This is a genomic window from Bradyrhizobium manausense (genome assembly GCF_018131105.1).
GTDB classification, from domain to species: Bacteria; Pseudomonadota; Alphaproteobacteria; order Rhizobiales; family Xanthobacteraceae; genus Bradyrhizobium; species Bradyrhizobium manausense_B.
This window is the reverse complement of sequence record NZ_JAFCJI010000004.1, coordinates 140,657-166,301: the sequence shown is the minus strand read 5'-3', so window position 1 is coordinate 166,301 and position 25,645 is coordinate 140,657. Positions and strand designations below refer to the sequence as shown.

28 protein-coding genes are annotated in these 25,645 nt (G+C 63.7%); 20 read left to right on the top strand and 8 right to left on the bottom strand.

Features of this window, described 5'->3' with window-relative positions:
• Positions 1–3 precede the first annotated feature (3 nt).
• The 8 genes from JQ631_RS28885 (at position 4) to JQ631_RS28850 (ending at position 9,112) form a co-directional block, all read left to right on the top strand.
• Entirely contained in the window at positions 4–1,128 is a 1,125-nt protein-coding gene (locus tag JQ631_RS28885; protein WP_212332710.1) for a mandelate racemase/muconate lactonizing enzyme family protein, read from the top strand.
• Between the two features lie 235 nt (positions 1,129–1,363).
• Positions 1,364–2,596 carry a branched-chain amino acid ABC transporter substrate-binding protein gene (locus JQ631_RS28880; RefSeq protein ID WP_212332708.1) on the top strand — a complete coding sequence of 411 codons (1,233 nt, stop codon included), beginning with the start codon at positions 1,364–1,366 and terminating at the stop codon, positions 2,594–2,596.
• 119 nt (positions 2,597–2,715) lie between these two features.
• Entirely contained in the window at positions 2,716–3,663 is a 948-nt protein-coding gene (locus tag JQ631_RS28875; RefSeq protein WP_212332706.1) for a branched-chain amino acid ABC transporter permease, read from the top strand.
• A complete protein-coding gene (locus JQ631_RS28870; protein ID WP_212332705.1) occupies positions 3,660–4,949 on the top strand; it encodes a branched-chain amino acid ABC transporter permease in 1,290 nt (429 codons plus the stop codon). The genes JQ631_RS28875 and JQ631_RS28870 overlap by 4 nt, the downstream gene beginning before the upstream one ends.
• Positions 4,946–5,698: an ABC transporter ATP-binding protein gene (locus JQ631_RS28865; RefSeq protein ID WP_212332704.1), complete on the top strand. Its 753-nt coding sequence runs from the start codon at positions 4,946–4,948 to the stop codon at positions 5,696–5,698. The genes JQ631_RS28870 and JQ631_RS28865 overlap by 4 nt, the downstream gene beginning before the upstream one ends.
• Positions 5,698–6,393, top strand: coding sequence for an ABC transporter ATP-binding protein (locus JQ631_RS28860; RefSeq protein WP_092233617.1), 696 nt, complete (start codon positions 5,698–5,700; stop codon positions 6,391–6,393). Before JQ631_RS28865 ends, JQ631_RS28860 begins: the two co-directional genes overlap by 1 nt.
• A gap of 217 nt (positions 6,394–6,610) precedes the next feature.
• A complete protein-coding gene (locus tag JQ631_RS28855) occupies positions 6,611–7,831 on the top strand; it encodes an ABC transporter substrate-binding protein (protein ID WP_212332703.1) in 1,221 nt (406 codons plus the stop codon).
• A 90-nt stretch (positions 7,832–7,921) separates the two neighbouring features.
• Positions 7,922–9,112 (top strand): CaiB/BaiF CoA transferase family protein, encoded by a 1,191-nt coding sequence (locus JQ631_RS28850; RefSeq protein ID WP_212332702.1) that lies wholly within the window; start codon positions 7,922–7,924, stop codon positions 9,110–9,112.
• A 53-nt stretch (positions 9,113–9,165) separates the two neighbouring features.
• On the opposite strand, the gene JQ631_RS28845 is transcribed toward JQ631_RS28850, so the two are convergent.
• Positions 9,166–9,342: a hypothetical protein gene (locus JQ631_RS28845; RefSeq protein WP_212332701.1), complete on the bottom strand. Its 177-nt coding sequence runs from the start codon at positions 9,340–9,342 to the stop codon at positions 9,166–9,168.
• Between the two features lie 331 nt (positions 9,343–9,673).
• On the opposite strand from JQ631_RS28845, the gene JQ631_RS28840 reads away from it, so the two are divergent.
• Positions 9,674–11,239: a L,D-transpeptidase gene (locus JQ631_RS28840; protein ID WP_212332700.1), complete on the top strand. Its 1,566-nt coding sequence runs from the start codon at positions 9,674–9,676 to the stop codon at positions 11,237–11,239.
• Positions 11,240–11,269: 30 nt separating this feature from the next.
• Here JQ631_RS28840 and JQ631_RS28835 read toward each other — a convergent pair whose 3' ends face one another.
• Positions 11,270–12,082 carry a class I SAM-dependent methyltransferase gene (locus tag JQ631_RS28835; RefSeq protein WP_212332699.1) on the bottom strand — a complete coding sequence of 271 codons (813 nt, stop codon included), beginning with the start codon at positions 12,080–12,082 and terminating at the stop codon, positions 11,270–11,272.
• A 215-nt stretch (positions 12,083–12,297) separates the two neighbouring features.
• Here JQ631_RS28835 and JQ631_RS28830 point away from each other — a divergent pair, with 215 nt between their 5' ends.
• The 7 genes from JQ631_RS28830 to JQ631_RS28800 all read left to right on the top strand — a co-directional run bounded on the left by JQ631_RS28830 (position 12,298) and on the right by JQ631_RS28800 (position 18,674).
• Positions 12,298–13,140: a shikimate dehydrogenase gene (locus JQ631_RS28830; RefSeq protein ID WP_212332696.1), complete on the top strand. Its 843-nt coding sequence runs from the start codon at positions 12,298–12,300 to the stop codon at positions 13,138–13,140.
• Between the two features lie 22 nt (positions 13,141–13,162).
• A complete protein-coding gene (locus JQ631_RS28825) occupies positions 13,163–13,996 on the top strand; it encodes an amidohydrolase family protein (protein ID WP_212332694.1) in 834 nt (277 codons plus the stop codon).
• A gap of 27 nt (positions 13,997–14,023) precedes the next feature.
• Positions 14,024–15,178, top strand: a complete 1,155-nt coding sequence (locus JQ631_RS28820) for an ABC transporter substrate-binding protein (protein ID WP_212332692.1) — start codon at positions 14,024–14,026, stop codon at positions 15,176–15,178.
• Positions 15,179–15,320: 142 nt separating this feature from the next.
• A complete protein-coding gene (locus JQ631_RS28815) occupies positions 15,321–15,842 on the top strand; it encodes a hypothetical protein (protein WP_212332690.1) in 522 nt (173 codons plus the stop codon).
• Between the two features lie 47 nt (positions 15,843–15,889).
• The gene (locus JQ631_RS28810; RefSeq protein ID WP_212332688.1) at positions 15,890–16,474 is read left to right on the top strand and encodes a HutD/Ves family protein; all 585 of its coding nucleotides are present in this window, start codon (positions 15,890–15,892) and stop codon (positions 16,472–16,474) included.
• Between the two features lie 105 nt (positions 16,475–16,579).
• A complete protein-coding gene (locus JQ631_RS28805) occupies positions 16,580–17,785 on the top strand; it encodes an adenylate/guanylate cyclase domain-containing protein (protein ID WP_212332799.1) in 1,206 nt (401 codons plus the stop codon).
• Between the two features lie 91 nt (positions 17,786–17,876).
• A complete protein-coding gene (locus tag JQ631_RS28800; protein ID WP_212332686.1) occupies positions 17,877–18,674 on the top strand; it encodes an adenylate/guanylate cyclase domain-containing protein in 798 nt (265 codons plus the stop codon).
• A 244-nt stretch (positions 18,675–18,918) separates the two neighbouring features.
• Here JQ631_RS28800 and JQ631_RS28795 read toward each other — a convergent pair whose 3' ends face one another.
• Entirely contained in the window at positions 18,919–19,173 is a 255-nt protein-coding gene (locus JQ631_RS28795; protein WP_212332684.1) for a hypothetical protein, read from the bottom strand.
• 187 nt (positions 19,174–19,360) lie between these two features.
• Here JQ631_RS28795 and JQ631_RS28790 point away from each other — a divergent pair, with 187 nt between their 5' ends.
• Entirely contained in the window at positions 19,361–19,498 is a 138-nt protein-coding gene (locus tag JQ631_RS28790) for a hypothetical protein (RefSeq protein WP_212332682.1), read from the top strand.
• A gap of 84 nt (positions 19,499–19,582) precedes the next feature.
• Here the strand turns inward: JQ631_RS28790 and JQ631_RS28785 are convergent, their stop codons facing one another.
• The gene (locus JQ631_RS28785; RefSeq protein WP_212332680.1) at positions 19,583–20,326 is read right to left on the bottom strand and encodes an outer membrane protein; all 744 of its coding nucleotides are present in this window, start codon (positions 20,324–20,326) and stop codon (positions 19,583–19,585) included.
• Positions 20,327–20,614: 288 nt separating this feature from the next.
• On the opposite strand from JQ631_RS28785, the gene JQ631_RS28780 reads away from it, so the two are divergent.
• A complete protein-coding gene (locus JQ631_RS28780) occupies positions 20,615–20,899 on the top strand; it encodes a hypothetical protein (RefSeq protein ID WP_212332678.1) in 285 nt (94 codons plus the stop codon).
• Positions 20,900–20,958: 59 nt separating this feature from the next.
• Here the strand turns inward: JQ631_RS28780 and JQ631_RS28775 are convergent, their stop codons facing one another.
• On the bottom strand, positions 20,959–21,270 hold the full coding sequence (locus tag JQ631_RS28775) for a hypothetical protein (protein WP_212332676.1): 312 nt from the start codon (positions 21,268–21,270) through the stop codon (positions 20,959–20,961).
• A 188-nt stretch (positions 21,271–21,458) separates the two neighbouring features.
• Positions 21,459–22,487, bottom strand: a complete 1,029-nt coding sequence (locus tag JQ631_RS28770; protein WP_212332674.1) for a glycosyltransferase family 2 protein — start codon at positions 22,485–22,487, stop codon at positions 21,459–21,461.
• Between the two features lie 576 nt (positions 22,488–23,063).
• Between JQ631_RS28770 and JQ631_RS28765 the strand changes: the two genes are divergently transcribed.
• Positions 23,064–24,263 (top strand): MFS transporter, encoded by a 1,200-nt coding sequence (locus JQ631_RS28765; protein WP_212332672.1) that lies wholly within the window; start codon positions 23,064–23,066, stop codon positions 24,261–24,263.
• A gap of 7 nt (positions 24,264–24,270) precedes the next feature.
• A complete protein-coding gene (locus JQ631_RS28760; protein ID WP_212332670.1) occupies positions 24,271–24,609 on the top strand; it encodes a hypothetical protein in 339 nt (112 codons plus the stop codon).
• A 209-nt stretch (positions 24,610–24,818) separates the two neighbouring features.
• On the opposite strand, the gene JQ631_RS28755 is transcribed toward JQ631_RS28760, so the two are convergent.
• Positions 24,819–25,085 carry a hypothetical protein gene (locus tag JQ631_RS28755; RefSeq protein ID WP_212332668.1) on the bottom strand — a complete coding sequence of 89 codons (267 nt, stop codon included), beginning with the start codon at positions 25,083–25,085 and terminating at the stop codon, positions 24,819–24,821.
• Between the two features lie 232 nt (positions 25,086–25,317).
• A complete protein-coding gene (locus JQ631_RS28750) occupies positions 25,318–25,605 on the bottom strand; it encodes a hypothetical protein (RefSeq protein ID WP_212332666.1) in 288 nt (95 codons plus the stop codon).
• Positions 25,606–25,645 lie beyond the last annotated feature (40 nt).

Below are 25,645 nucleotides of genomic sequence, written 5' to 3'. Positions count from 1 at the left end.
AACATGACTGACAGCTTCACCGTCCGCTCGATCGAGGCGTTCTGCTATCGCTATCCGCTGGCAACGCCGGTGGTGACGTCGTTCGGCAAGATGCTGAACCGTCCGGCCGTCTTCGTTCGCGTGACCGACGAAGACGGTGTCGCGGGATGGGGTGAAGCCTGGTCCAACTTTCCGGCACCGGGCGCAGAGCATCGCGCCCGGCTCGTCAATGAAGTGCTTGCGCCTGCGCTCGTCGGGCGCAAGTTCGGCCATCCTGCTCAGGCCTTCGAGGCTTTGACCAAGGGTACCGAGGTCCTCGCACTTCAATGCGGCGAGCCCGGTCCGTTTGCTCAGGCGATCTCAGGGATTGATCTCGCGCTGTGGGATCTGTCCGCCCGGCGGCAGCGCTTGCCGCTGTGGCGCCTGCTCGGCGGCCAGTCGCGCACGATCAAGGTTTATGCCAGCGGCATCAATCCCGCCGGCGCCGCGCAGACGGCGGAAGCCGCGCTCAAGCGCGGCCATCGCGCATTGAAGCTGAAGGTCGGCTTCGGCGTGGAGACCGATCTCGCGAACCTCACTGCGCTGCGTACCATCGTCGGCGCGGGCATGCTCGCCACTGATGCCAATCAGGGCTGGTCGGCGGATCAGGCCCTGGAGATGTTGCCGCGGCTCGCCGCATTCGATCTGCGCTGGCTGGAGGAGCCGATCCGGGCCGACCGGCCGCGCGAGGACTGGCGCAGGCTGCGCGCAGCCGCGAAGATGCCGATTGCCGCGGGCGAGAACATTTCCAGTGTCGAAGCTTTCAAGGACGTTCTGGCGGAGGACGTGCTCGGCGTGGTTCAGCCCGACATCGCGAAATGGGGCGGGCTCAGTGTTTGTGCCGGCCTCGCGCGCGACATACTGAATTCCGGCAAGACATTCTGCCCGCACTATCTCGGTGGCGGCATCGGACTGCTCGCCTCTGCGCATCTGCTCGCGGGCATCGGAGGTGACGGCTGGCTCGAGGTCGACGCCAACGACAATCCGTTGCGCGATCTGTTCTGCGGCCCCGTCGCCCATGTGACGGACGGTACGATCATCCTCGGCGAGGAGCCTGGACTTGGGTTCACGCCTGATCTGTCGGGCATGGCCGACTATCGCAGCCTCTAGCGGGCGCTGACGTGGCGCATGATGCGTCCAAGTTCCCCCTTGCGTTCTATTCCTTGTCACGGAATGCTGTGGGTGAGCCGGGCGGCGGCGCGACATTTCATAGCGGCGGCCCGAGCCATGTCCTGTTGCGCTTGAAAAGCAAAGTTCGTTCTGCTCATTAGGGTTTTGAAATTGCGCTGCAACATGCGCAAAAAGCCCGTCGACGAAAGTCGATAGCCAGCGAGGAAACGAAAGAATGCGCAAACTCACTTTGGCCATTGCCGTGATCGCTCCGATGCTCGGTCATGCAGCGTCGGCCGAGGACACCATCAAGATCGGCTACATCGATCCGCTCTCCGGTGGCGGTGCCAGCGTCGGCGAGGGTGGTCTCAAGACGTTTCAGTATCTGGCTGACGAGCTCAACGCCAAGGGCGGCATCCTCGGCCACAAGATCGAGATCCTGCCGCTGGACAACAAGACCAATCCGCAGGAAAGCCTGGTGCAGGCGCAGAAGGCGATCGACGCCGGCGCCCATTTCATCACGCAGGGCAACGGCTCGTCCGTCGGCGCTGCGCTGGAAGACTTCGTCACCAAGCACAACACGCGCAATCCCGGCAAGGAAGTCCTGTACTTCAACTACGCCGCCGTCGATCCGAGCATGACCAACGACAAGTGCAGCTACTGGCACTTCCGCTGGGACGCGAGCTCCGACATCAAGATGGAAGCGCTCACCAACTACATGAAGGGCGTTCCGTCGATCAAGAAGGTCTACCTGATCAACCAGGACTATTCGTTCGGCCAGTCGGTGCGATCAGATGCGCGCAAGATGCTGGCTGCAAAGCGGCCTGACGTCCAGATCGTCGGCGACGAGCTGCATCCGCTGCTCAAGGTCACCGACTTCTCGCCCTACATCGCCAAGATCAAGGCGTCCGGCGCCGACAGCGTCGTCACCGGCAATTGGGGCCAGGATATCGCGCTGCTGCTCAAGGCCGCCGCCGATGCCGGCCTGAAGGTCAACTGGTACACCTATTATGCTGGCGGCGCCGGTGGCCCGACCGCGATCAAGCAGACCGGCCTCGACCATCAGGTCTTCCAGATCACCGAAGGCTTCGCCAACTCCGGCAACCAGACCGCGATGGATTTCGAGAAGGCGTTCCGCGCCAAGGTCGGCCTGTCGCTCTGGTATCCGCGTGCGGTCAACGAGATGCGCATGTTCAAGGCGGCAGCCGAGAAGGCCAATTCGATCGATCCGGTAAAGGTCGCGGCGGCGCTCGAGGACCTGAAGTTCGAGGTTCTCGACGGCGGCCAGGGCCTCATGCGCAAGGACGACCACCAGTTCTTCCAGCCGATCTACATCTCCTCCTTCGGCAAGCTCGCCGCCAACGAGCCGTTCGACGAGGAGAACACCGGCTGGGGCTGGCATCTGGTCTCCAAGGTCGATACGCCTCAGGCCATGGTCTCCACGACCTGCAAGATGACGCGGCCGTAATCACGTCGTCTGTCGTCGTCCCGCGGTCCTCATGGGGCGCGGGACGACGGCGACCGGACTATTTTTGATCGGGCGATGTTCACCGGGACCATCAGGCCCCGGATAACTATGAGTGCGCTGTGCTTGAACTCATTGTCATTTCGACCTTGAACGGTGTGCTGTTCGGCATGCTGCTCTTCCTGCTGTCGAGCGGGCTCACCGTCATCTTCAGCATGATGGGCGTGCTCAATTTCGCCCATGCCAGCTTCTACATGCTCGGCGCGTTCTTCGGCTTCCAGCTCACGAAGTGGATCGGGTTCTGGCCGGCGCTGGTGCTGGCGCCGCTGCTGGTTGGCGCGATCGGCATGGCCGTGGAGCGCTACGGTCTGCGCAACACTCACAAGCACGGCCACGTCGCCGAGCTCTTGCTGACCTTCGGTCTGGCGTTCGCGATCGAAGAGATCGTGTCGATGATCTGGGGCAAGAGTCCGGTCGACTACCGCGTGCCGGCGCTGCTCGACTTCCCGGCCTTCACGATCTTCTCGACCAACTATCCCGCCTTCAAGATCTTCATGCTGGCCGTCTCGGTCGTGATCTTCGTGGCGCTTCTGATCGTGCTCAAGCGCACCAGGGTCGGCCTCATCGTGCAGGCGGCGCTGACGCATCCGCACATGGTCGGCCATCTCGGCCACAATGTCGGACGCGTGTTCATGGCCGTGTTCGGTGTCGGCAGCGCGCTGGCCGCCCTTGCCGGCGTCATTGCAGGTCCCGCGCTGGTGACGCAGTCGGACATGGCTGCTTCGCTCGGACCCATCCTGTTCGTTGTCATCGTGTTCGGTGGTCTCGGCTCCTTGCCGGGTGCCTTCATCGCCTCGCTCGTCATCGGCCTGGTGCAGACGTTCGCCGTTGCGCTCGATGGATCGCTTGCGAGCGCCTTTGGCCCGCTCGACCCGTCAGCGGGACCATCGGTTCTCACCGATATCTGGAACGTCACGATCGCCCAGGTCGCGCCGATCGTTCCTTATCTGCTGCTGGTGATCATTCTGATCGTACGCCCCATGGGCCTGATGGGGACGCGTGAATCATGAGTGAGGCTGCGACTTCGACCTCCAAGATGGCAGAGCCCGCCGGCGGAAGCCTGCGCTTCTACGGCGTCTGGCTGCTCGGCATCATCGTGCTGATCGTGCTGCCGATGATCTTCTCGTCGGGCGGCTCGCTGACCTCGTTCAGCCTGATCGGCATCGCGATCGTGTTCGCGCTGTCCTACAACATCCTGCTCGGCCAGACCGGTCTGCTGTCGTTCGGCCATGCCGTTCATTACGGCCTCGGCGGCTTCGCGGCCTGCCACATGATGAACGCGGTGGTCTCGCACAAATGGCCGATCCCGCTGCCATTCATTCCGCTGTTCGGCGGGATCGGCGGCCTCCTGTTTGCAATGATCATCGGCTGGGTCATGACCAAGCGCGCCGGCACCGTGTTTGCGATGATCTCGCTCGGCATTGGTGAGCTGGTGGCGTCATCGTCGCTGATCCTGCGATCGGTGTTCGGCGGTGAATCCGGCATCACCACGGACCGCACCGCGCTGCCAAAATTGCTCGGCTGGTCGTTCGGGCCGCAGCTTCAGGTCTATTACCTGATCGCGTTCTGGCTGGTGCTGTCGGCGATCGCGATGTACGCGCTGACCCGCACGCCCCTCGGTCGGATCTGCAATGCGGTCCGCGACAATCCGGAGCGCGTCCAGTTCATCGGCTACGATCCGCACGTCGTCCGCTACATCGCCTTCTGCTTTGCCGGGTTCTTCGCTGGCATCGCCGGTGGTCTCGCCGCGATCAATTTCGAGATCGCGAACTCCGCCTATCTCGGCGCGATCCAGTCCGGCCTCGTGCTGTTCTCGACCTTCATCGGCGGCACCGCCTTCTTCTTCGGCCCGATCCTGGGGGCGATCCTCGTCACCTATCTCCAGCTCGGGCTGACCAACCTCACGACGGCCTGGCAGCTCTATTTCGGCATCATCTTCATCGGCATCGTGATGTATTCGCCGGGCGGCATTGCCGGCCTGTTGATGATGCACCGGCCGCTGATCCGCGCCGGAACGCTGTGGACGGTGATCCCGTCCTATCTCGTCGCTGTTATCCCGACAGTGGCGCTCGCCTGCGGCGTGATCCTGACCATCGAAACCGTCGCGCGTTTCTCCGGCGGCGATCCCATCAATCTGTTCGGCATTGCCTTCAACGCGAATTCGCCGGTGACTTGGTTCACCGCAGCCATTCTCGTTGTCGGCGGCTTCTTCGTCGCGCGGCTGACCTGGCGGCGGATTGCGGAGGCATGGGACCGGGCTGCCACGGTTGCGCGTGACCGGGGGTATCTGGCATGACCACCTCAGCCATCGAAGTTCGTGCCGTCGAAAAGCGCTTCGGCAATGTCGGCATCATCCGGGACCTCAACTTCAGCGTCGCCAAGGGTGAGCGCCACGCCATCATCGGCCCGAACGGCGCCGGCAAGTCGACGACGTTCAACCTGATCAGCGGGCACATCGCGCCGACCTCGGGCGAGGTGAAGCTGAATGGCGATCTGATCTCGGGCCTGCGGCCCTTCGAGATCAACCGCCGCGGCCTGTCGCGCTCGTTCCAGGTCACCAACGTATTCGCGCGCATGACGGTGTGGGAGAACGTGCGCTGCGCTGTGCTCTGGGCCACCGGGCATCGCTACGCGTTCTGGAAGAACGTCGACAGTCTGCCCGAGGTGCGCGATCGCACCGCGCAGATCCTCGACGACATCCATCTGACGCACCGGCGCGACGTGCCGGCGGGTCTCCTGACCTATGCCGAGCAGCGCGAGCTCGAAATCGGCATCACCATCGCGAGCGGTGCCACCGTGGTCATGCTCGACGAGCCGACCGCGGGCATGAGCCACGCCGAAACCGACCGCGCGGTGTCGTTGATCCGCCGGTTGACCGAGGGCAAGACGCTCGTGATCGTCGAGCACGACATGAGCGTCGTGTTCGGCCTTGCCGACCGCATCTCGGTCCTGGTCTATGGCCACATCATTGCCTCGGGCACGCCGGAAGAAATCCGCCGCGACCCGAAGGTCAAGGAAGCCTATCTCGGCGAGGAAGCGCACTGATGCTCGAGGTCAGGGATCTCCACGCCTATTACGGCAAGAGCCACATTCTGCAGGGCGTCGACCTCGATGTCGGCGCGGGCGAAGTGGTGAGCCTGCTTGGCCGTAACGGCGTCGGCCGCTCCACCACGGTCAAGGCGATCATGGGCGAGGTCGCGCCGCAGGGCACGATCCGCTTCAAGGGCAAGGACATCGCCGGTCTTCCCAGCTACAAGATCGCGCGGCTCGGGCTCGGCTACGTGCCGGAGCATCGCGACATCTTTCCGAGCCTCACGGTCCGCCAGAATCTCGTGCTCGGCATCAAGGATACGCGCCGTCCCGGCAAATGGCGGCTGCAGGACATGCTCGACATGTTTCCCAATCTCGCCGCGCGTGCCGATACGGCCGCGGGCGTGCTGTCCGGCGGCGAGAAGCAGATGCTCACGACGTGCCGGACGCTGATGGGCGATCCCGATCTGATCATGATCGACGAGCCCACTGAAGGCCTCGCACCGCTGATCGTCCAGCAGGTCGGCGATCTCATCGCGCGGATCGCGCAGGCCGGCGTCGCCATTCTTCTCGTCGAGCAGAAACTGTCGATCGCGATGCGCATCTCCAAGCGCGTGTACATCATGGGCCACGGCCGCGTCGTGTTCGAGGGAACGCCTGACGAGCTCAAGGCGAATGCCGCCGTGCGGCAGGAATGGCTCGAAGTCTGACGCTCACATTGTCGTGTGACGTACGTGTCATCTGCACGGCTGCAAGCTGTGCATACGCATCTGAATTCTAAGCTACATCTCACGCCTGATAATCAAGGTATCGTCTGCCTCGCCGTCATCGCGAACGATGCGGCCGACGATAACCAAGAACAGAAGTGGAGGACGTTGATCGCGGCCTTGCGAGCCCGCGCGTCGATGCACTCTGCCAGGCAAGGAGATGCCGCAAATGGCCGGCCACAAATTCAAGATCATCGGCGGAGCCGTCGCTCTGCTGACTGTGCTGGGCGCTGCATCAGCAGCTAACGCCGGAAACTACGACACCGGCGCGACCGACACGAGTATCAAGCTCGGACAGACCATGCCGTATTCCGGGCCGGCCTCGGCCTATTCCGCGATCGGCCGCGCCGAGATCGCCTATTTCAAGATGCTCAACGAGAAAGGCGGCATCAACGGTCGCAAGATCGATCTCCTCAGCATGGACGATGCTTATTCGCCGGCGAAGACGGTCGAGCAGACGCGCCGGCTCGTCGAGAGCGACGAAGTCCTGGCGATGTTCTCGATGCTCGGCACCGGCCCGAACATCGCCGCGCAAAAATATCTCAACGCCAAGAAGGTCCCGCAGCTGTTCCCGTCGAGCGGCGCCAGCCGCTGGAATGATCCGAAGCATTTCCCCTGGACCACCGGTTCGCAGCCGACCTACCGGACCGAGGGGCGGATCTACGCCAAGTGGATTCTGGCGAACAAGCCCGACGCCAAGATCGCTGTGATTACGCCGAACGAAGACCCCGGCCGCGACTATCTCGCTGGCTTTAAGGAAGGGCTCGGCGAGCACGTCAACCAGATCGTGTCCGAAGCGGTGTACGAGACAACCGACGCAACGGTCGACTCCCAGATCGTCAAGTTCAAGGCTGCAGGCGCCGACGTTCTCTTCGACGAGTGCACGCCGAAATTCGCGGCGCAGGCGATCAAGAAGGTCGCCGAGCTCGGCTGGAAGCCGCAGATCATCGTTCCCGCCGTCTCCAATTCGGTCGGGTCCGTGTTGGCGCCGGCCGGGCTGGAGAATTCCGTCGGCATCGTCACCGGTGCCTTCCTGAAAGATCCCGGCGATCCCCGCTGGGAGAACGACGCCGGCATGAAAGCCTGGCGCGCATGGATGAAGACCTACAATTCCGGCGCCGATCCCGCCGACATCTTCAATGTCACCGGCTACACCATGGCGATGATGATGGAGATGGTGCTGCAGCGCGCCGGCAACGACCTCACGCGCGCGAACCTGATGAAGCAGGCGCAGTCCCTCAAGGACGTCGAGCTGCCGATGCTGCTGCCAGGCATCAAGCTCAACACCTCGGCCGAGCAGGTGACGCCGATCCGCCAATTGCAGATGGCGCGCTTCAACGGAAAATCCTGGGATCTTTTCGGCGACGTTCTCGGCGAGTAGTCTCGACGTATCCTAGCAGGCGGGCAGGGCGCTGGCCTTGTCCGCCTGTACCTGCCCGCGAATACTTGCTCCAACCACAGTGAAGAAGCGATGGCACCATCAGGCCCCCTCAGCGGTATCCGCGTTCTCGATCTGACCAGCGTGCTGTTCGGGCCCTATGCCGCGCAGATGCTCGGCGATTGGGGCGCGGATGTCATCAAGGTCGAGCCGCCCACCGGCGACACCTGGCGCTACACCGGCCTGTTTCGGAACCGCGGCATGAGCGGCCAGTTCATGGCGGTCAATCGCAACAAGCGCAGCCTCGCGCTGGACCTGAAGCATCCGGACGGCAAGGCGGCGCTTGCAAAACTGATTCCGACGGTTGATGCGCTCGTCACCAATGTGCGCCCCGCAGCGATGGCGCGGCTCGGCTTCGGCTACGGCGATTGCGCAAGGCTCAATCCGCGGCTGATCTATGCCGCCGCGACCGGCTTCGGCCAGGATGGTCCGTGGGCGGCGCGGCCGGCCTTCGACGAGATCATCCAGGCGGCCTCTGGTCTGGCATCGTCGATCGGATCGGACGAGAAGCCGGAATTCGTTCCAAGCCTGATCGGCGACAAGATCTGCGCCATGGCAATGGTCGGCGCGGTGTCGGCGGCGCTGTTCCGGCGCGAGCGCACTGGACAGGGCCAGATGGTCGAGGTGCCGATGCTGGAGACCATCGCGGGCTTCAACAGCATCGAGATGCTGGGCGGCCACGCCTTCGATCCGCCGATCGGCCCGACCGGCTACAAGCGTATGAAGAACCGGCGCCCGGTGAAGACCAGCGATGGCTGGCTGACGATGCTGCCCTATTCCGGGGATAATTGGTGCGCCTTCTTCGAAGCCGTCGGCCGTCCCGAACTGATCGAGGAGCTTGGTGTGCGCGACCCCGTGCTGCGCTCGCAGAACATCGACCAAGTCTACGATCGCATGAGTGAGATCGGACCGACCCGCACCACCGCGGAGTGGGAGGAACTCTTGCTGCGGCTCGACGTGCCGCACACCGCATTTGCCAGGTTGACCGAGATCGGCGAGCAGCCGCATCTTGAGGCCGTCGGCTTGTTTGCGGATATCGATCATCCCACGGAAGGCCGCATCCGGCAGGCACGGCCCGCAACAAGGTTTTCCGAAAGCCCGGCCGGCATCCACCGCATGGCGCCGCGCCTTGGCGAACATTCGCGCGAAGTGTTGCGCGAAGCGGGCTTGGGCGATGCCGAGATCGAAACGCTGGTTGCGAACAAGGCCGTTGGCGCGCCGTAAGGTCGTCGCGCCAATCCGGCTCGTCGCCTGCCTCCAGCCGACCGCCGCCCGAATCACGAGCCCAAATTGCGGGCAGCGCTGATCAGGACGGCCGCGAGGATCGCCAGCGAGGCCGAGACGACCAGGCTTCTTGCCGGGTTGCGGGCGTGGCCCTCGGGAATGAGGAAGGTCGTGGTGACGAGCGCGAGCCCGGCAACCATGGCGGCAATCTGCGAGAGAGCTGAGGACACCTGTTCATCCTCCGATGCGCGGCTTGGCGAATGATCGCCAGCGTTGCCGTGGCTTGGCGTCATTTTCTGTGATTCCGGTCACATCCGGTCCCGGCGGCTTCCATGAGTGGACATTCCGTCGCAGCCCGTCACGCCATCGTCGCCAGCTTCGGGCCAGGCTCGGTCGTGAACCGCCCTTCCGCCCGTACCGACCCTCGTATATGAGAGTTTCATCGTCGGAACGGACCGAATATTGCCAAAGACGGAACGGATGGTGGCTGCGAATTCTTAATCCAAAGATCGCAGTCTGATCGATGATGGACGAAGTGCGGACAGGCAACCGGGGAATGGCATGAAAGACCTGATGACGGCGGCGCAATCCAGGAGTGAGATGCGGCGTTGGGGGGCTCCCGGAATTGTGATGTTCGCGGCGGCACTTGCGCTGGCCGCTCCGAGCCAGGTCCTTGCCGCCAAGCAGCCGCGCCAGACCGCCGAGGCGGTGGCGCCGCGCGAGGCGGGCGAGCCGATCATGGCGATCGTGTCGATCAAGAGCCAGCAGGTCACGTTCTACGATTCCCAGGGCTGGATCCTGCGCGCGCCGGTCTCCACCGGAACGACCGGACGCGAGACGCCCGCCGGCGTTTTCGCCGTCGTCGAGAAGGACAAGGACCACCACTCCTCCATGTACGACGATGCCTGGATGCCGAACATGCAGCGCATCACCTGGAACGGCATCGCGCTGCACGGCGGACCGCTGCCCGGCTACGCCGCCTCGCATGGCTGCGTCCGCATGCCCTTCGGTTTCGCCGAGAACCTGTTCGACAAAACCAACATCGGCATGCGGGTGATCATCGCGCCGAACGACGCCGCGCCGGTCGATTTCGCGCATCCCTCGCTGTTCGTTCCGAGCAAGGAGGCCATTGCGGCAGCTCCGGCACGCGCCGACAAGCTCTCCGCCGAGGCGGAGGTGGCGACGAACGCGGCTGACGACGCCAAGAAGGCGGCGAGTGCGGCGGCGAAGGAGGCTCAGTCGCTCCCGGCTACGCTGCGCAAGCTGGAGCAGCAGAAGGCGCGTGCCGATTCCGAGAACACCCACGCCGACAAGCTGGTTGCGAACGCGAAGACTGATCAGGCCAAGACAAAGGCCGACGAGCTGAAGCAGAAGGCGTCGGTCAAGGCCGCGGATGCCGCGACCCAGCTCGACGCCGCCAAGGCCGCCGCGCAGCCCAAGCGCGACGCGGTCGCCGCAACCAAGGAAGCGGCCAAGGTCGCCGCGGCCAGGAAGGCCGAAGCGGTGAAGGCTGCGACTGACGCCAAACTCGCGCTCGGGCCGGTCTCCGTCTACATCAGCCGCGCGACCCAGAAGCTCTACGTGCGGCGCAACACCCACAAGCCGGCGCCGGATGGCGGCGGCGAGGTGTTCGACACCAGCATCGAGGTTCCCGTCACCATCCGCAATCCCGACCAGCCGCTGGGCACGCACATCTTCACGGCGATGGCGAAGAACGACACGGGCCTGCGCTGGAGCGTTGTCTCCATCGACGACGGCGACAGCGCCAAGGATGCGCTCGACCGCATCACCATCCCGCAGGAAGTGTGGGATCGCATCGGGCCGACCGCCATGCCGCGCTCGTCGATCATCATCTCGGACGAGCCCTTGAGCGCCGAGACCAACTACCGAACCGAATTCGTTGCCGTGCTCAGCAACCACCCGCAAGGCGGCTTCATCACCCGCAAGCCGACCACGCCGTCGATGGAGATGGCCAGCGACGATGGTTGGGGCGGCGGCTACGGCGGCAATGGCTTCTTCTTTTTCGGGCAGCGCGATCCCGCCCCGCAACCGGTCAATCCGCGCCGGCGTGGCGGCCAGTACCAGTACTATCAATCGACGCAGCCGATGCAGCGGAGCTTTTGGTAGGCGCGTGGCGGAGCCTACCGGCTCCGGCCACTACGGCCGTGCCGTAATCATCAGCGCCTGAATCTTGGCCTCGACCGGTCCGGAACCATGGCGTTTCCGGATCGCCTCGGCAACGGCGTCGGTCGCAGCCGCGAGCTTGCTTGCATCCCTGGCCTCGATCTCGCCGCGCAACGGCGTGCCCTGGCAATACGCGATCGCGACATACTCCGCGCTCGGCCCGCGGCTCATCGCCGTCACCGTGTCGATCGAGATGTCCTTGAAGCCCGCGCGTTCCAGATCGGACTTGATGACGGCCTTGTCGTGATAGCCGTGCGGGGTCCGCGCCATGAACAGCGGCGGATCGTCGGGAAACATCTTGCCGAGCGTGACGGTCGCATCATCCGCGAACACGTTGTCCTCGATACGGTCCCACACGCCGAGCAGGTAGGTGCCGCCAGGCTTCAACACCCGCTTCGCCTCGGCATAACCCTTGCTGCGATCCGGAAAGAACATGGCGCCGAACTGGCAGCAGACGACGTCGAACTTGGCATCGTCGAAAGGCAGCGCCAGCGCATCGGCCTGACGCCAGGTAATGCGGGGATCGTCACCCTGACGCTGCTTCGCCACCGCGAGCATGGGCTCGTTCAGGTCGGTCGCGACATAGCGGACGCCCGAAGGCAGCAGCGCCGCCGCAGCGCGCGTCACCGCACCGGTGCCGGTTGCGATCTCCAGCAGGTCGGACGGAGACAGCGCAGCGATGCGCCTGGCAAGGTCATCGGCATAGACGGAGAAGATCAGCGGAACCAGATATTCGTCGTAAAGCCTTGGGACCGAGCCGGCGAAAACCTTGTCGGTGCTGGACATGCTTGCCTCGCGGAAGGTTGAGCTATCCCGGACAGGGTAGCACGGATCTTCTGGCGTGGAGCGCAAGGGAGCCCCGTATGGTCTTGTGACGTCATCCCGCCCCCTAGATTCACATTGCGCCCGCTAGCCATTCCCTCTAGATGTCTTGGACATCTGACCAAATAACATGGTCGCACGCCGAAGGGCGCGGGTCGGGTCGGGACGGGAATCGCGGCATGTCGCAGGCGGATGGGTTTGGGCTGGCGGGGGTCATCGGCATGCCGGTCGCGCACTCGCGCTCGCCGGTCATTCATAATTACTGGCTGAGGGCCCACGGCATCCGCGGCTCCTACGTCCCGCTCGCGGTGCAGCCGGAGCGGCTCGAGGATGCGCTTCGCGGCCTCGTCGCGCTCGGATTCCGCGGCTGCAACGTCACCATGCCGCACAAGCAGACGACGATGCCGCTGCTCGATCGCGTCAACGAGACCGCCAAGCGCATCGGCGCCGTCAACACCATTGTCGTCGAGGCCGACGGCACGCTGTCCGGCTTCAACAATGACGGCAACGGCTTTGTGCAAAGCCTGCGCGACGCTCAACCCGACTGGCGCGGCGATGCCGGGCCGATCCTGCTGCTGGGCGCAGGCGGCGCCTCGCGCGCGGTTGTGGTGGCACTGCTCGAAAACGGCGCGCGCGAGATCCGCATCGCCAACCGTACCGCGGAGAAGGCGCGGGCGATCGCGACCGAATTCGGTTCCGCCGTCAGCACCGTTGCGTGGGATGATCGCGCCGCGGCGCTTGGCGATGTCGCGCTGCTGGTCAATTGCACCGATCGCGGCATGGTCGGCAAGAGCGCGCTCGAGATCGACCTGTCACGGCTCAAGCCCACCACGCTCACCGCCGATCTCATCTACACGCCGCTGGAGACGCCGTTCCTGGCCGAGGCCCGCGCGCGCGGCTGCGTCACCGTGAACGGGCTTGGCCTCCTGATCAATCAGGCCCGGCTCGCCTTCAAGGCCTGGTTCGGCGTGATGCCCGACGTGACGCCCGAGTTGATCAAGGCCATCGAGGCCACGTTCTGAACCGTGCGGGGAGCTTTGCGCCATGACATTGCCGGCGGGCCCCAGGATCGACTGCCACATTCACGCCCTCGATCCCGTCCGATTTCCCTACGGCCCCGATACACCGTATCGCCCGAGCGGCCAGGAGATCGCAACGGCCGCGCAGCTCATCCGCCTGTTCGACGCGTTTGATGTCCAACATGCGCTCGTCGTCGCCACCAACACCGGCTATGGCAGCGACAGCCGCATCCTGCTCGACACGTTGAAGCAGGGCGGCGGCCGCTTCCGAGGCGTCGCCGTGGTCGAGAACGACGTCGACATCCGCGAGCTCGAACGGCTGCAAGCCGCCGGCGTCATCGGCGTCGCTTTCAACGTGCCGTTCCACGGCGCCGACTACTATCGCAACACCGCGCCGCTGCTGGAAAAGCTGACCAGCCTCGGCCTGTTCCTCCAGATCCAGGTCGAGCAGGATCAGTTGCTCGACCTGCTGCCGCTGATCGATAAGTCACCGGTCCGCCTGGTGTTCGATCATTGCGGTCGACCCTCGGTCGGGCAGGGCGTGAGAGGCAAGGCGTTTCAGGCGTTGCTCGCAATCGGTCGCGAGCGCGACGCACATATCAAACTCTCCGGTTCCTATAAATTCTCCGAACTGCCGCATCCCTATGAGGACACCTGGCCGTTCATTGCCGCGCTGGTGGAGGCGTTCACGCTCGACCGCTGCGTCTGGGGCTCGGACTACCCGTTCCTGCGCGCCGCTGAGCGGCTCGATTACGGGCCGTTGCTCGCGGTGCTGACATCGCTGTTTCCGGATCCGGGCGACCAGCAGCGCCTGCTGTGGCGAACGCCGGCGAAACTGCTCGGCTTCGACGGATCATAAAAAGGCAAAGCATAAGGGGAGGACATCATGAGGCATCTTGCAGGCACGCTCGCCATCGCCCTGGCGGCATCGCTTTCGACAGTCGCGGCCCGCGCGCAGAGCACCGTCTACATCCCTGATGTCATCGAGCTCTCCGGCCCCGGCGCTGTCTCCGGCACCAACTGGCGCGACGGCGTCGCGCTCGCAGTCGATGAGATCAACGCCGCCGGCGGCATTTTGGGCCGCAAGATCCAGACCGAGCATCTGGACACCCAGAGCAATCCCGGCATCTCGCGTGCGCAAGTGCAGAAGGTGCTGGACAAGGATCCCTATGTGGTGCTCGGGCCGATCTATTCCGGTTCGGTCAAGGTCAACATGGCGCTGACGCAAGCCGCCGAGATCCCGCAGATCGTCGGTGCCGAAGCCGCCGACATCACGACCCAGGGCAATCCCTGGGTATTCCGCACCGCCTTCGGCCAGCAATTCTCGATGCCGAAGATCGCCAACTATCTGCACGACAAGCTCAAGGTGAAGTCGGTCGCGGTGCTCTGGGTCAACAATGATTTCGGCAAGGGCGGCCACGACAATTTCGTCAAGGAGATGAAGGCGCGCAACATCGAGATCGCGACTGACATCTCCACCGAGCAGGGCCAGGTCGATTTCGGCTCCGACGTCATCAAGCTCAAGGGCGCCAAGGCCGATGCCGCCTTCATCTACACCAACGAGGAGGAGAGCGCCCGCTTCCTGATCGAGGCGAAGCGGCAGGGCCTGTCGACGCCGCTGTTCGGCGAGACCACGCTGCTCAGCCAGAAGGTGGTGGAACTCGCCGGCCCCGCCGCCAACGGCGCGCGCGGCCATGTCGGCCTCAGTGCCGATGCACCCGTGCCTGCAATCCAGGAATTCGCGAAGAAGTTCTCCGCGCGTTTCAAATATCTCCCTGACCACAACGGCATCAAGGGCTACACCGCGGTCTACCTCGTCAAATACGTCACCGAGAAGATCGGCAAGTTCGACAGCAAGGCCTTTGGTGCCGCGATGAAGGGCCTGACGCTGACGCCCGACAAGGCGCCCGGCATGCTGATGGAAGCAAGCTGGGACCAGAACGGCGACATCGACCGCGCGAGCTTCCTCGCCGAAATCGTCGACGGCAAGCAGAAGATCGTGGAGACGCTGCCGAAGCTGAACGGAGGGAAGGGGGAGTAACCGAGATCAAATTGCCGGGCAATTTTTGCAGCGTGGCGCAACGCTAAACAGCATCGCGCGAGAAAGCCGATGAAAATCAACAGCGCCTCGCTGGCACAAATATTGCTAAATGTTTCCCTGCAATGCAGATGGGAATGACCACGTGACCAGCGTCAGCTACACCGTCCCGCCGAACTGGACCGCGGGCTCCGACAAGTCGGGTGCGAGCAAGAACAAGAATCCGAACGATCCGAACATGCTGACGACGGGCGCCTATGGCAGCGCGTTCGAGCTGATGCTCGACAGCCACGCCAACAGCGACGGCACCAGCACGGAGACGCTGACCTACAAGAGCTACAACGGCAAGACCAACGGCACGTTCTCGGCGACCGCCGAGACCGGCACGGGCGGCGACCTCGGTAGTGCCTATCAGTCGCTGCTCGCGACGCTCCAGGCCAATGGCGAGATGGACGACAAGACCGCCGCGCAGCTCAACGACGCCATCGGCAAGCTCGGCACCAAATCGGCCGGCGGCAGCACGGATGCGACCGTTTCCGGCGGGGGCCTGCTGGTGCAGGCCGGAGGCCCCGTCACTTTCAACGGCATCTCGGCCTATCAGAACCAGTTCGTGGATTCGCTCGTCAATGAGCTGAGCACGAGGCTGAACCTCGACGCCAAGGCGTGAGGCGGCTAATGATGCGCAGGTGATCCTCTCCTGGACGCCCGCAACCCATGAAAACCACACTGCTGAAATCCGAAGACTACACCCGTTCGCCCTGGAAGAACGGCGGCGGCATCTTTACCGATATCGCGGATGCGCATCGGCCCGGCACGACCGCGAAGAACTGGGACACTCTGCTGTGGCGCTTCGCGTCCACGCCGATCGTGGCGCCGGGGCCGTTTTCCCACATGCCCGGCATCGACCGCTTGCAGATGGTGATCGGCGGGCGCGGGCTGGTGCTGAAGGCCCCGGGACAGGAGTTCGACGAGCGCGAGCCGTTCACCACCGTTCGCTTTACCGGAGAGATGGAGATCGTGACCGAGCTCGAGGCCGGCCCGGTGGAGGTGGTCAATCTGATGGCGCGGCGCGGTGCGGCGGAGATCGAGCTTGCGGCGATCAGGGAGCCCGGTGAACGGTCATTGCAGGCCGGCACGCATCTGCTCTATGCGGTATCAGGCGATTGCGGCATTCGTCTCAATAGCGAGGCATTCGTCATTCCCGGCGGCAGTACGCTGAAGGTCGAGCTCACTGCGGCGTGCAGGCTGATGCTCGCTTCGGGGCTGGCCGTGCTGGGTTCGATCCGGCTCGCCGGCTAGACCACGATGGTGCAACTGCGCGCAATCCGTGCAACTGGCTAGGTTGACGTCGCCGATCCGGAACACATATTTGCGGAAATGAAGATCGCCGCCGAAGGGCAGGACATGAACGCGCCAGACAGGATTTCCACTGCCACGCAGGTCGATGGCGTCGTCGACTGGCTGACCAACGGCACGCGCGACGAACGCTTCATCGACAACATCTTTGCCGAGATGAGCATCCGCCTCCAGCAGGCCGGCATTCCACTCAAGCGATCCACGCTTCACATCCAGATCCAGCATCCGCAATGGCTGGGGGCCCGTATCATGTGGGCCGACGGCATGCGCGAGGCCGAGATCGGGCGAGTCGACTTCGATGTGAGGGAGCGCTCCGAATATATCGGCAGTCCCGCCAACGAGCTGATCGATGGCGCCACGGAAGTTCGCGAGAACCTCGAGCGCGATCCGGCGCTCGGCCGCAAGCATGCGCTCTATGACGAGATGCGGGCCAAGGGCCTCACCGACTATGTCGCCTGGCCGCTCTACCACACCCTCGGCAAGCGCCATCTCATCACGTTCGCGACCGACCGGCCCGGCGGCTTCGACGATTCGCACCTCGCCGCCCTCAAGAGCGTGCTGCCGGTGCTGGCACTCGTCAGCGAAATTCGCGTCAAGAACCGCCTGGCACGAACGCTGCTCGAGACCTATGTCGGCTCCCACGCCGGCGAGTTGATCCTCGCCGGTGCGACCCGGCGCGGCACCGGCACGACGGTGCGAGCCGCGATCATGATCTGCGACCTCAGGGATTTCACGAAGATCTCCGACAACTGGCCGCGCGACGACGTCATCGATCTCCTCAACGATTATTTCGATGCGATGTCGGACCCGATCGCGCGGCATGGCGGCGAGATCCTGAAGTTCATCGGCGACGGGCTGCTCGCCATCTTCCCGCTCAGCCGGCCCGATGCCTGCGCAAACCTGCTGCGGGCCGTCACCGAGGCCCGGCGGGCGATGGCCGCGCTGAACGAGCGCAACAAGGGCACCGGCCGTGCGCCGCTGAACTACGGCATCGGCGTCCATGTCGGTGACGTCATGTACGGCAATATCGGCTCGACCAGCCGGCTCGACTTCACCGTGATCGGTCCCGCCGTCAACATGGCCTCGCGGCTCGAGGCGCTCACCAAGCAGATCGGCAAGCCGGTGCTGCTGTCGCGCGACTTTGCCGAGCTGGTGACGCCGGAGTTCGAGCTCGAGCGGGTCGGCCAGCACGCCGTGCGCGGCTTCAGCGAGCCGATCGAGCTGTTTGCGTTTGAGGCGGGCGCAGGGATGTAAGGCGCGCGACTCGTTCGCGCTGTTGCCAAGGCGCGAGCGTCCAACTACGCTCCGGGTCAGCTAAAATGGTCCAGCGATTGGCCGCAACCTCATGCCCAAATTTCTTCGGATCGGCCTGCACCAGTCAAACGTGTCGGGATACACGTCGAAGGCCTGGTGCGTGCGGCGAGTCGGTCCGGCAGTGTTCCTGAAGTGGGGCGCAGTCGAAGTCCAGGGCGCCGGGAAGAGCCGCAAGGTCTACTGGACGCATCTGCCGCAGGAGAAGACGATCCGTTGCGGTAGCGCGCAACGCGCCCAAGACTACACCAAGTCCGCGATCGCGCGGCGGCGCAGTCATGACTATGAACCGCTGAGCGGTGCGATTGCGACCCGGAGAAAATCCGCCAATGGCGGCGCCGATCTCAAGCAGGCGCTCGCCACCATCCTGATCGTCGACATCGTCGGCTCCACGGCAAAGGCCGCAAAGCTCGGCGATGCGCGCTGGACCAAGGTGATGGGTCTCTATTACGCCGCGGTCCGCAAGGAGCTGAAGTCGTCGCGCGGCAAGGAAGTCGTGACGACCGGCGACGGCGTGCTGGCGACGTTCAAGGCGCCGGCCGCCGGCATCACCTGCGCGACCGCGATCCGGACGGCCGTGCGCACGCTGGGCCTCGATATCAGGGTCGGCCTGCACGCCGGCGAATACACGATCAGCGGCGGCGAGATGGTCGGTCTCGCCTTCCACATCGGCACCCGCGTTGCCGCCAAGGCGCGCGCGGGCGAAGTCCTGGTCTCGAGCGCGGTCAAGGACCTGCTTGCGGCGCAATCGCAGATCCGCCTCAGGGATCACGGCAGTCATCAGCTCAAGGGCGTGCCGGCGCGGTGGCGGCTGTATCGGGTGGAAGGCTAGGCGCGAAGCTGGTGCCGGTTGTGTTCCGGAAGTCGAGGTGCCGGAAGGAAAGTGGCCCCGCCGATGACGACGGGGCCCTAGTCTCACGTGAGGATCGGGGTCAACCGGTCTCCCCGATGATACGACGCTCGCGGGAGGCGACGACGTCGGTGCGAGCGTCGCGTCGGAAAACAGACGTCGCGCGCTCTTGTGTCTTCAAAAAAGAAAGAGCCGTCGATCGACGGCCCTTTCGATGTGATCGCCTTTACCAGGTGACCCACTTGTCGTCGCGCCAGTATCCGCGGCCTTCGTGCTCACGGAAGCTGAACTTTTCCGTCGGTCCCCATTTCCAGTTATCCTCGTGCACGATGACCTTCGCCGCCGGCGGATAGCTGTAGGCCTCGTGGGCGTGCCAGCACACATTGCCGGTACATGCGATGGCGGCGGACGCACTCACCGCGCCGATGGTCAGAAATCCGAGCCCAACGGCAGCGGCTGCAATCTTGCTTGCGAACTTCATGGCTTCTCTCTCCTCCGGGACATATTCCCGCTCGCCAACGGCAGGGCAGAGCACGGGTTCCTATTTCGGGAAAAATACGCAAATCTCCGGACGCGCCGCCGCACGCGGAAATGTTTCGTCGCGTCCGTCGTTGCAGGGAACACGACGTTCCGAATCGCGTTTTCCCGGAAGAAACGGGAGAGGGACGATGCGCAAGGTGCTGGCGGAGCTGGACGACGAGGAACGATATCATCTGCTCTATCTGGCGGATCTCGGCACGGCGCTCTGTATGTCGGGACTAACCGTGAGCATCCTTCATGCCGTCGGGCGCGTGCTCTATTCGTGACCGTGCAGCTTCCATCGCTGGGTGCGCATCAACAAAAAGCCCCGCAGAGCGGGGCTTTAAGCTGTGAGCGGAATAGATGTTCGCTCAGTACCGGGCGACGACCGGGCCGCCGAACCGATAGTTCAGACGACCAAGGATGAGATCGGTGTCACCGCCGGTGCTGAAGCCGGCCAGAGCGACACCGCCCGGGACGTTGAAGGTCGCTGCGTGACGGCTCTCGAAGATGTGGTCGTACTCGACGCCGAGCGACCAGTTGTGTGCGAACGAGAACTCGAGGCCGGCGCCGACCGTTCCGCCGAGCCGCGTGCTGGAGCCGGTTTCGGCGGTCACAACGCCGGCCGTGAGGAACTGGTAATTGCGATCGGTGATCGCAGCACCGCCCTTCACGTAGAGCAGGACGTTGTTCCAGGCGTAACCCACCTGGCCCGTGAACAGGCCGAACGCGTCCATCTTGGAGCGGACGGTGTCGCCCGGCGGCGGCACCACCAGCGCAGCCGTGCTGCCGGAGATGTCGGCCCAGTTGCCTTGAGCTTCAAGGCCGAACACCCAGCCCGCGCTCTGCCAGCGATAGCCGATCTGACCGCCGACGGTGCCGCCGTTTGCATCGTAGCTGCCGACGAGCGTCGCGGTGGGATCGAACACGCGCCGATCGTGGGACTCACCCCAGCCGCCGTTGATGCCGATGTAGAAGCCGCTCCAGTCGTAGACGGTGGCGATCGCGGCCGGTGGCGCTTTGGTGTAGGGACGCGCGGCGAGATCGGCAGCAGAAGCTGACGTTGCCGCCAGGAGCAATGCGCCGAAAGAGGCTGAAGCCAAAAGCTTGTTCATTCAATTTACCCCAAGTGATCTCGAGAAGTCCCTGCCCTGAAAGATACGTAACCAGTTCAGCACGTATTGGCTGTAACTGCCGCGCCACAGTGATGTCCGCCAAAATCGAAATTCGACTTAACCAATGTTTAGTCGGTTCCATCACGGGACATCGTGGCAAATAGTGGGAACTCACGCGAACGAATTTGAAGTCAGGACGATTTCGAAATCGGGAAATACATGTAGGTTCCCGGAACGTCGGGACGTGGATGTTGTTCTGCACTGGGGCGTTGACGCAAAGGACGAGGCATGAAAATCACGACGATCATTCTTTCCGGCGCACTCGCGTTGAGCTTTGGCTGTGCTGCTTCCGCCCAGTCGGTGAATGGAACGGCGAACGCGACGATCGGCTCGAAGGGCGCCGCGACAGGTACCAACGGCACGCTCCATTCCTCGGCCAATGCAGGCCTGAACGGACGCCACAAGAGCCTGAACGGGACCGCGAACTCGACGGTCGGTTCGGCGGGCGCGCATGCCGGTGTGAACGGAAAGCTTCACTCCTCGACAAACAGGACCTTGAACAGCACGAAATAAATCTGGCGCACGGATGATTCAACGAAAGAGGCCGCCTCGATGGCGGCCTCTTCTCTTTTTCAATAGCGACCGGGGCCTACGCCGACCGTGACACCCGGACCGTCATATCTGCGGTCGTAATAGTCACGATCATAATGGGCGCGGGCCGGCGCCCGATAGTAGCCGTAGCTATCGCGCCACCTCGTGTGGCGGTGGCGACAATTTCCAACGCCGGCCATCAACTGACCGCCGCTCATGGCGGGACCTTCGGCGCCGACGGCCATGTTGCCTGAGCTTGTGCAGGGACCCGGGCCTTGAGCGAAGCTCGGGGACGCTATTGCAGTCACCGCGATCGCCGCGGCGATAATGCCGATGCCAGGAATGATCCTCATGTCTATCCTCCAGTTTCGAGGACCAACCAACGGCGCGCAGCTTTCGACGTTCCTGCGATGCCCGGTTCCAGCCGCATCTGGATCTTGCCGGGCGTCAGTTCGGTGCCGGAGTTCCGCGCTTGTCGCGCTCCGCCGCGCAGATGAGGCGAGCGCGCCGGGACCAACTGCCGCGGCACGAACTGCGGTACTCAGCTCGACATCATTGTACGTGCGGCGCGGGCAAGGCGGCGGCCGACGGTCTTTTGCCGAAGCGCCTCGGTCCAGTCGAACATGCTTGAATTGACGTCATAGTCGCCCCGCTGGGCGTCCGGTATCGCACCGGCCACGATGCGCGCGATCAGCTGCGGCAGTTCCCGATAGAAAGCGTCGGTGCGATACGGCGGGTGCAGCGAGTAGAGCCCAGCGCCCGAACCGAGAAAATCGATGCGTGAAAGCCGCTTGCGCATCATGGCCGCGGAAATGATCTCCTCGGCCGGCATCGTTAGCGGCGACTGGTGAAACAATTTTGCGCGGATCCGGCGCCGGAGATTCGGCCGCACCAGCTCCAGCGCCCCGACCGATGCATCGAACCTGACCTGATCGAGCACGAAGATACGCGTGCTCACGGTGCGAAAGCGGTAGGCCGGGTAGGCGGCGGCGAGCCGCTCGGGCGGCTGGACGCCTGATAGCCCCGGGAAGCCTCCATGCAGATCGCCGAGTGCGCCGTCAGCGCGGGGCGGACCGGGAAGTGGTCCGGCGAACAGCGCATCCGGCGTCGTCTTCAGCCAGCCGATCGCCTCCTCCAGCCAGGCCCGGCTGCCGCCGCCGAACAGCATGTCGCTGTCCATATGCACCACGTAGTCCGCGTTGGTCTTCAGGAGACCGTAGAAATAGGCATGGAACGGCCCGCCATCAAAGGCCTTTTCCGGATAGGCGCGGCTGGTCGAGAAATAGCGCTGCCGCACGGCCTCGAGCGCCGCCGGCGAATAATCCACCTCGGAAATCTCCGCCTTCGGCGACGTCCGCGCGATGGCCTCCAGCAGTGCGAACAGGCGCCGCCGGTTCTCCTCGTAAGCGTTGCCGGTGTAGCGGCCGCTCTTGCTCTGCCTTGTGTCGACGGTGAAGACGATACGATCGACCTGATCGCCCCACACGTCGATCTGGTGCGGCAGCGTATGGACCGCATGGCGCACGTCGAGCGGATGCAAATTGATCTGAAGCGCGGATCTCACCTGCATCTCGTCTCTCCTCGCCGGTGAACGGGTTCATGTCCAACCGTGCGACTGAATTCGCTGTCCAGGGGAAGCGTCCTGTCAGGCGCGTGGCCGGCCTGGATTTGCCCCCGTGCTCGTAGCCGGAATTTATCAAAGATGGCCTTCTTCAGAAGCCAATTCGCGCTGCGTCGTTAATGAACCGCGGTGCGTGAACGAGAGACAAATGCGGCCTGCGATGCGCGATCGGGAGATGCTCGATTAGTAGTTCGAATGCCTGCGCAGTCGCGTGCTTCAGCGCGAAGAGACTACGGCGCGGGGAATCCTGGGAACGTCAATGATTGAGTAACCACTTTTGTTAAGGCAAGCGGGCTGGTGCGAAGGTCTGGTCGAAGGGCACTCCGCTGACGTATCCGGATGCCGGCCGCCTGCCGTGAAGCCCGACGGGCGAACAAATTGCCGAGCACGTGCGAAGCGCCGTCCACGTCTTCCGCAGCGCCTGCGCAGAACGCTTGGGGCCCTTCCCGAAAAGAGCTTGTTTAAGGCCGCAGGCTCCCGATAGTGGAGGCAAAGGGCGAAGAACACCCGCGAGGCAGCCATCCCGTGACCAAATTGCCGTTCCGGCGGATCATCGATGCACCGGACTTCTGGCGTTTGTGGTGGATCGGCCTGATCGTCGCCACCGTACGCTGGGTCGAAACCGTCGCGGTCGGGGTTGTCGTCTACCAGCGCACTGAATCTGCGTTTCTCGTCGCGATGATGACCATGCTCCGTCTGCTTCCGATGGGGCTGTTCGGCGTGTTTCTCGGCGCGCTCGCGGAACGCGTCGACCGTGGCCGAATGCTGTTCGTCGTCGTGCTGATGATGGCCGCTACCTCCGCAGTTCTCGCAATTCTGGATATGACCGGACGGCTCGAGGTCTGGCATCTCGCGTTCGCAAGCTTCGTCAACGGCTGCGGCTGGTGCACCGACAATCCGGTGCGGCGCGTGATGATGGGCGACGCTGTTGGCCGCGATAAAATGAGCCTGGCCATGTCGCTCGACGTGGGCGCCAGCAATGCAAGCCGCATGGTTGGCCCGGTGATCGGCGGCATCCTGCTCGCTGGCGCCGGTCTCCAGGGCGTCCTGTGCCTGAGCACACTGATGTACTGCGCGGCGCTGTTGACTGTTCTGACGGTCCGCGCGCATACCGCTCACACCACGCAGCCGGGGCCCGTGCTGGCGCGCATCGCCGAGGGGATCGCCTGGGCGCACGGCAACAAGCGCGTGCGCGGAGTCCTGATCGTGACCGCGATCTACAATGTCTTCGCCTGGCCGTTCACCAGCATGATCCCGGTCATCGGGCGCGATCGCCTGCATCTGGGCCCGGAGGGTGTCGGCCTGCTGGCGACCATGGACGGGATCGGCGCCTTCGTGGCCGCTCTCGTGCTTGCGCTGTGGCTCACCCCGAACTGGTACGGCCGGGCCTATATTGGCGGCGTCCTCTGTTACATGCTCATGGTCGTGATGTTCGCGCTGACGCAAAGCCCGGTGTTGGCCGGCGCGGCTTTGCTCCTCACAGGCGTGGGCGGCGCCGGCTTCGGGACCATGCAGGCGACGCTGGTTTATCTTGCTTCACCGCCGGACATGCGCTCGCGCCTGCTTGGTGTCCTGACCGTCTGCATCGGCATCGGTCCGATCGGCTTCTTCTGGCTGGGTTGGCTTGCCGACCGGATCGGCTCCCACAACGCCACGGCCGTAACCGGCGCGCTCGGCCTGCTGGCCATGGCCTCAACCTGGCGGTGGTGGAAGGAGATCGGGTGAAAGCCAGGTGGTTGACGCCGCATCTTCCTTCATGGCGCGCGCGATGATCCTTGGCGCGCAGTCTGGAAGCGCCCGCATGTCGACGATGTCGCGCGATGCGGCAGTGCGGGTGCTGGAGTTCGGGACAACAGTCCGTATTCGCTTCCGCTGCGCTCCAGAGGTTATCGACCCAACATCACCGCACGCCCGTGCCTTTGCAACGCTGGCACTTCACCACCTTGTCGCCCTTCTTGAGCAAACCTTTGCCCTCGCAATTCTTGCATTTCTGCTTCTTCTTGATGTTCGGGCCTTTTTCACTGGTCATGAAATTCTCCTGCTGTTCAATAGGGCGCAACTGATGGCGTGAGTCCGGCGGTGGCAATTAGCCGGAACTCGCTGCAACAGTCCGTCTTCGCTTCCGCTTTGCTCCAGCTACGCCGGACACCACGCTTCGCCCTCGTTCTCCGCGTGGCTGCGCCACGCGTAGCCCGAAGTGTGGGGGCACTTTTAGAACGACTCGGCTATCTCGTTGAGATTGCACGACCCCGCATTTTTAGAGCGACTCGATTTTGACTTTTAGAACGACTCGATTTGGCGTTTTTCGTTTTTAGAACGACTCGGTCCTGTAAGTCGCTCAATGAATTCAGGAATCCGGCGTGGTTTTTCGCGAGCCGGCCGCAGCGGATGGTCGGCTCGTTTTTTTTTGGTAGCCCAAATCAGGTAGTAATCCTGCCCCAGCACGAAGCCGGAAAGCTGCACCCCGTTGAGGCCGATGTTTGCTGTGTGCGCCGCATCCCAAACAATGTGCATATTCGTATTTGCGTGTGAGTGACCTCGCTTCATCTGTCCGTCCTTCTTCGGGGCGGACTCTAACTCCTTCTGGAGGAAATACTCAGGGGCAGGTCAGATCCTCCAAGGGCGCGAAATCGCTACCTCGGCGACGGCGACGACTAAACTTCCAACATCGAAGAAAATGCGAAGAGCGTCGCTCTTAAGCTCTTTTGTATTGCGGACCGCCAACCGCAAGCCGACCAGTAGACCTGGCTGCTTGCGGCCGTACAGCGTCGCACAGCTATTATGGCGAGGGAGTTGGCGCGTCTTCGAGCAAAAGACCGCGGTTGGCGAGTCCCGTCAGGACGACGGCCGCGTCATGGCTGGGAGCGTTTATGTCGATGCCTTTGATGAAGGCGCACACCGCGCCGATCTTGAGCAGCTCGAACAGGTTCCAGCCGGTCTCGCTCGCGAGCGCTGCACGGAAATTGGGGTCGTGTTCGGCGAGCTTGTCCTCCATGCCGTTCGCGAGCCGGAGGACGGCCCCGCGTACCTGCGCGAGGGCGACGTTATCCATGATGTAGTCAGTCATCTCTTTCTCCAGGCTGAATGCCTACGGTAACTATCGGCGG

Coding starts and splice junctions, on each gene's coding strand:
- JQ631_RS28885 (WP_212332710.1), top strand. CDS start 4: ATGACTGACAGCTTCACCGTCCGCTCGATCGAGGCGTTCTGCTATCGC.
- JQ631_RS28880 (WP_212332708.1), top strand. CDS start 1,364: ATGCGCAAACTCACTTTGGCCATTGCCGTGATCGCTCCGATGCTCGGT.
- JQ631_RS28870 (WP_212332705.1), top strand. CDS start 3,660: ATGAGTGAGGCTGCGACTTCGACCTCCAAGATGGCAGAGCCCGCCGGC.
- JQ631_RS28865 (WP_212332704.1), top strand. CDS start 4,946: ATGACCACCTCAGCCATCGAAGTTCGTGCCGTCGAAAAGCGCTTCGGC.
- JQ631_RS28860 (WP_092233617.1), top strand. CDS start 5,698: ATGCTCGAGGTCAGGGATCTCCACGCCTATTACGGCAAGAGCCACATT.
- JQ631_RS28855 (WP_212332703.1), top strand. CDS start 6,611: ATGCCGCAAATGGCCGGCCACAAATTCAAGATCATCGGCGGAGCCGTC.
- JQ631_RS28850 (WP_212332702.1), top strand. CDS start 7,922: ATGGCACCATCAGGCCCCCTCAGCGGTATCCGCGTTCTCGATCTGACC.
- JQ631_RS28840 (WP_212332700.1), top strand. CDS start 9,674: ATGAAAGACCTGATGACGGCGGCGCAATCCAGGAGTGAGATGCGGCGT.
- JQ631_RS28835 (WP_212332699.1), bottom strand. CDS start 12,082: ATGTCCAGCACCGACAAGGTTTTCGCCGGCTCGGTCCCAAGGCTTTAC.
- JQ631_RS28830 (WP_212332696.1), top strand. CDS start 12,298: ATGTCGCAGGCGGATGGGTTTGGGCTGGCGGGGGTCATCGGCATGCCG.
- JQ631_RS28825 (WP_212332694.1), top strand. CDS start 13,163: ATGACATTGCCGGCGGGCCCCAGGATCGACTGCCACATTCACGCCCTC.
- JQ631_RS28820 (WP_212332692.1), top strand. CDS start 14,024: ATGAGGCATCTTGCAGGCACGCTCGCCATCGCCCTGGCGGCATCGCTT.
- JQ631_RS28810 (WP_212332688.1), top strand. CDS start 15,890: ATGAAAACCACACTGCTGAAATCCGAAGACTACACCCGTTCGCCCTGG.
- JQ631_RS28805 (WP_212332799.1), top strand. CDS start 16,580: ATGAACGCGCCAGACAGGATTTCCACTGCCACGCAGGTCGATGGCGTC.
- JQ631_RS28800 (WP_212332686.1), top strand. CDS start 17,877: ATGCCCAAATTTCTTCGGATCGGCCTGCACCAGTCAAACGTGTCGGGA.
- JQ631_RS28795 (WP_212332684.1), bottom strand. CDS start 19,173: ATGAAGTTCGCAAGCAAGATTGCAGCCGCTGCCGTTGGGCTCGGATTT.
- JQ631_RS28790 (WP_212332682.1), top strand. CDS start 19,361: ATGCGCAAGGTGCTGGCGGAGCTGGACGACGAGGAACGATATCATCTG.
- JQ631_RS28785 (WP_212332680.1), bottom strand. CDS start 20,326: ATGAACAAGCTTTTGGCTTCAGCCTCTTTCGGCGCATTGCTCCTGGCG.
- JQ631_RS28780 (WP_212332678.1), top strand. CDS start 20,615: ATGAAAATCACGACGATCATTCTTTCCGGCGCACTCGCGTTGAGCTTT.
- JQ631_RS28775 (WP_212332676.1), bottom strand. CDS start 21,270: ATGAGGATCATTCCTGGCATCGGCATTATCGCCGCGGCGATCGCGGTG.
- JQ631_RS28770 (WP_212332674.1), bottom strand. CDS start 22,487: ATGCAGGTGAGATCCGCGCTTCAGATCAATTTGCATCCGCTCGACGTG.
- JQ631_RS28755 (WP_212332668.1), bottom strand. CDS start 25,085: ATGAAGCGAGGTCACTCACACGCAAATACGAATATGCACATTGTTTGG.
- JQ631_RS28750 (WP_212332666.1), bottom strand. CDS start 25,605: ATGACTGACTACATCATGGATAACGTCGCCCTCGCGCAGGTACGCGGG.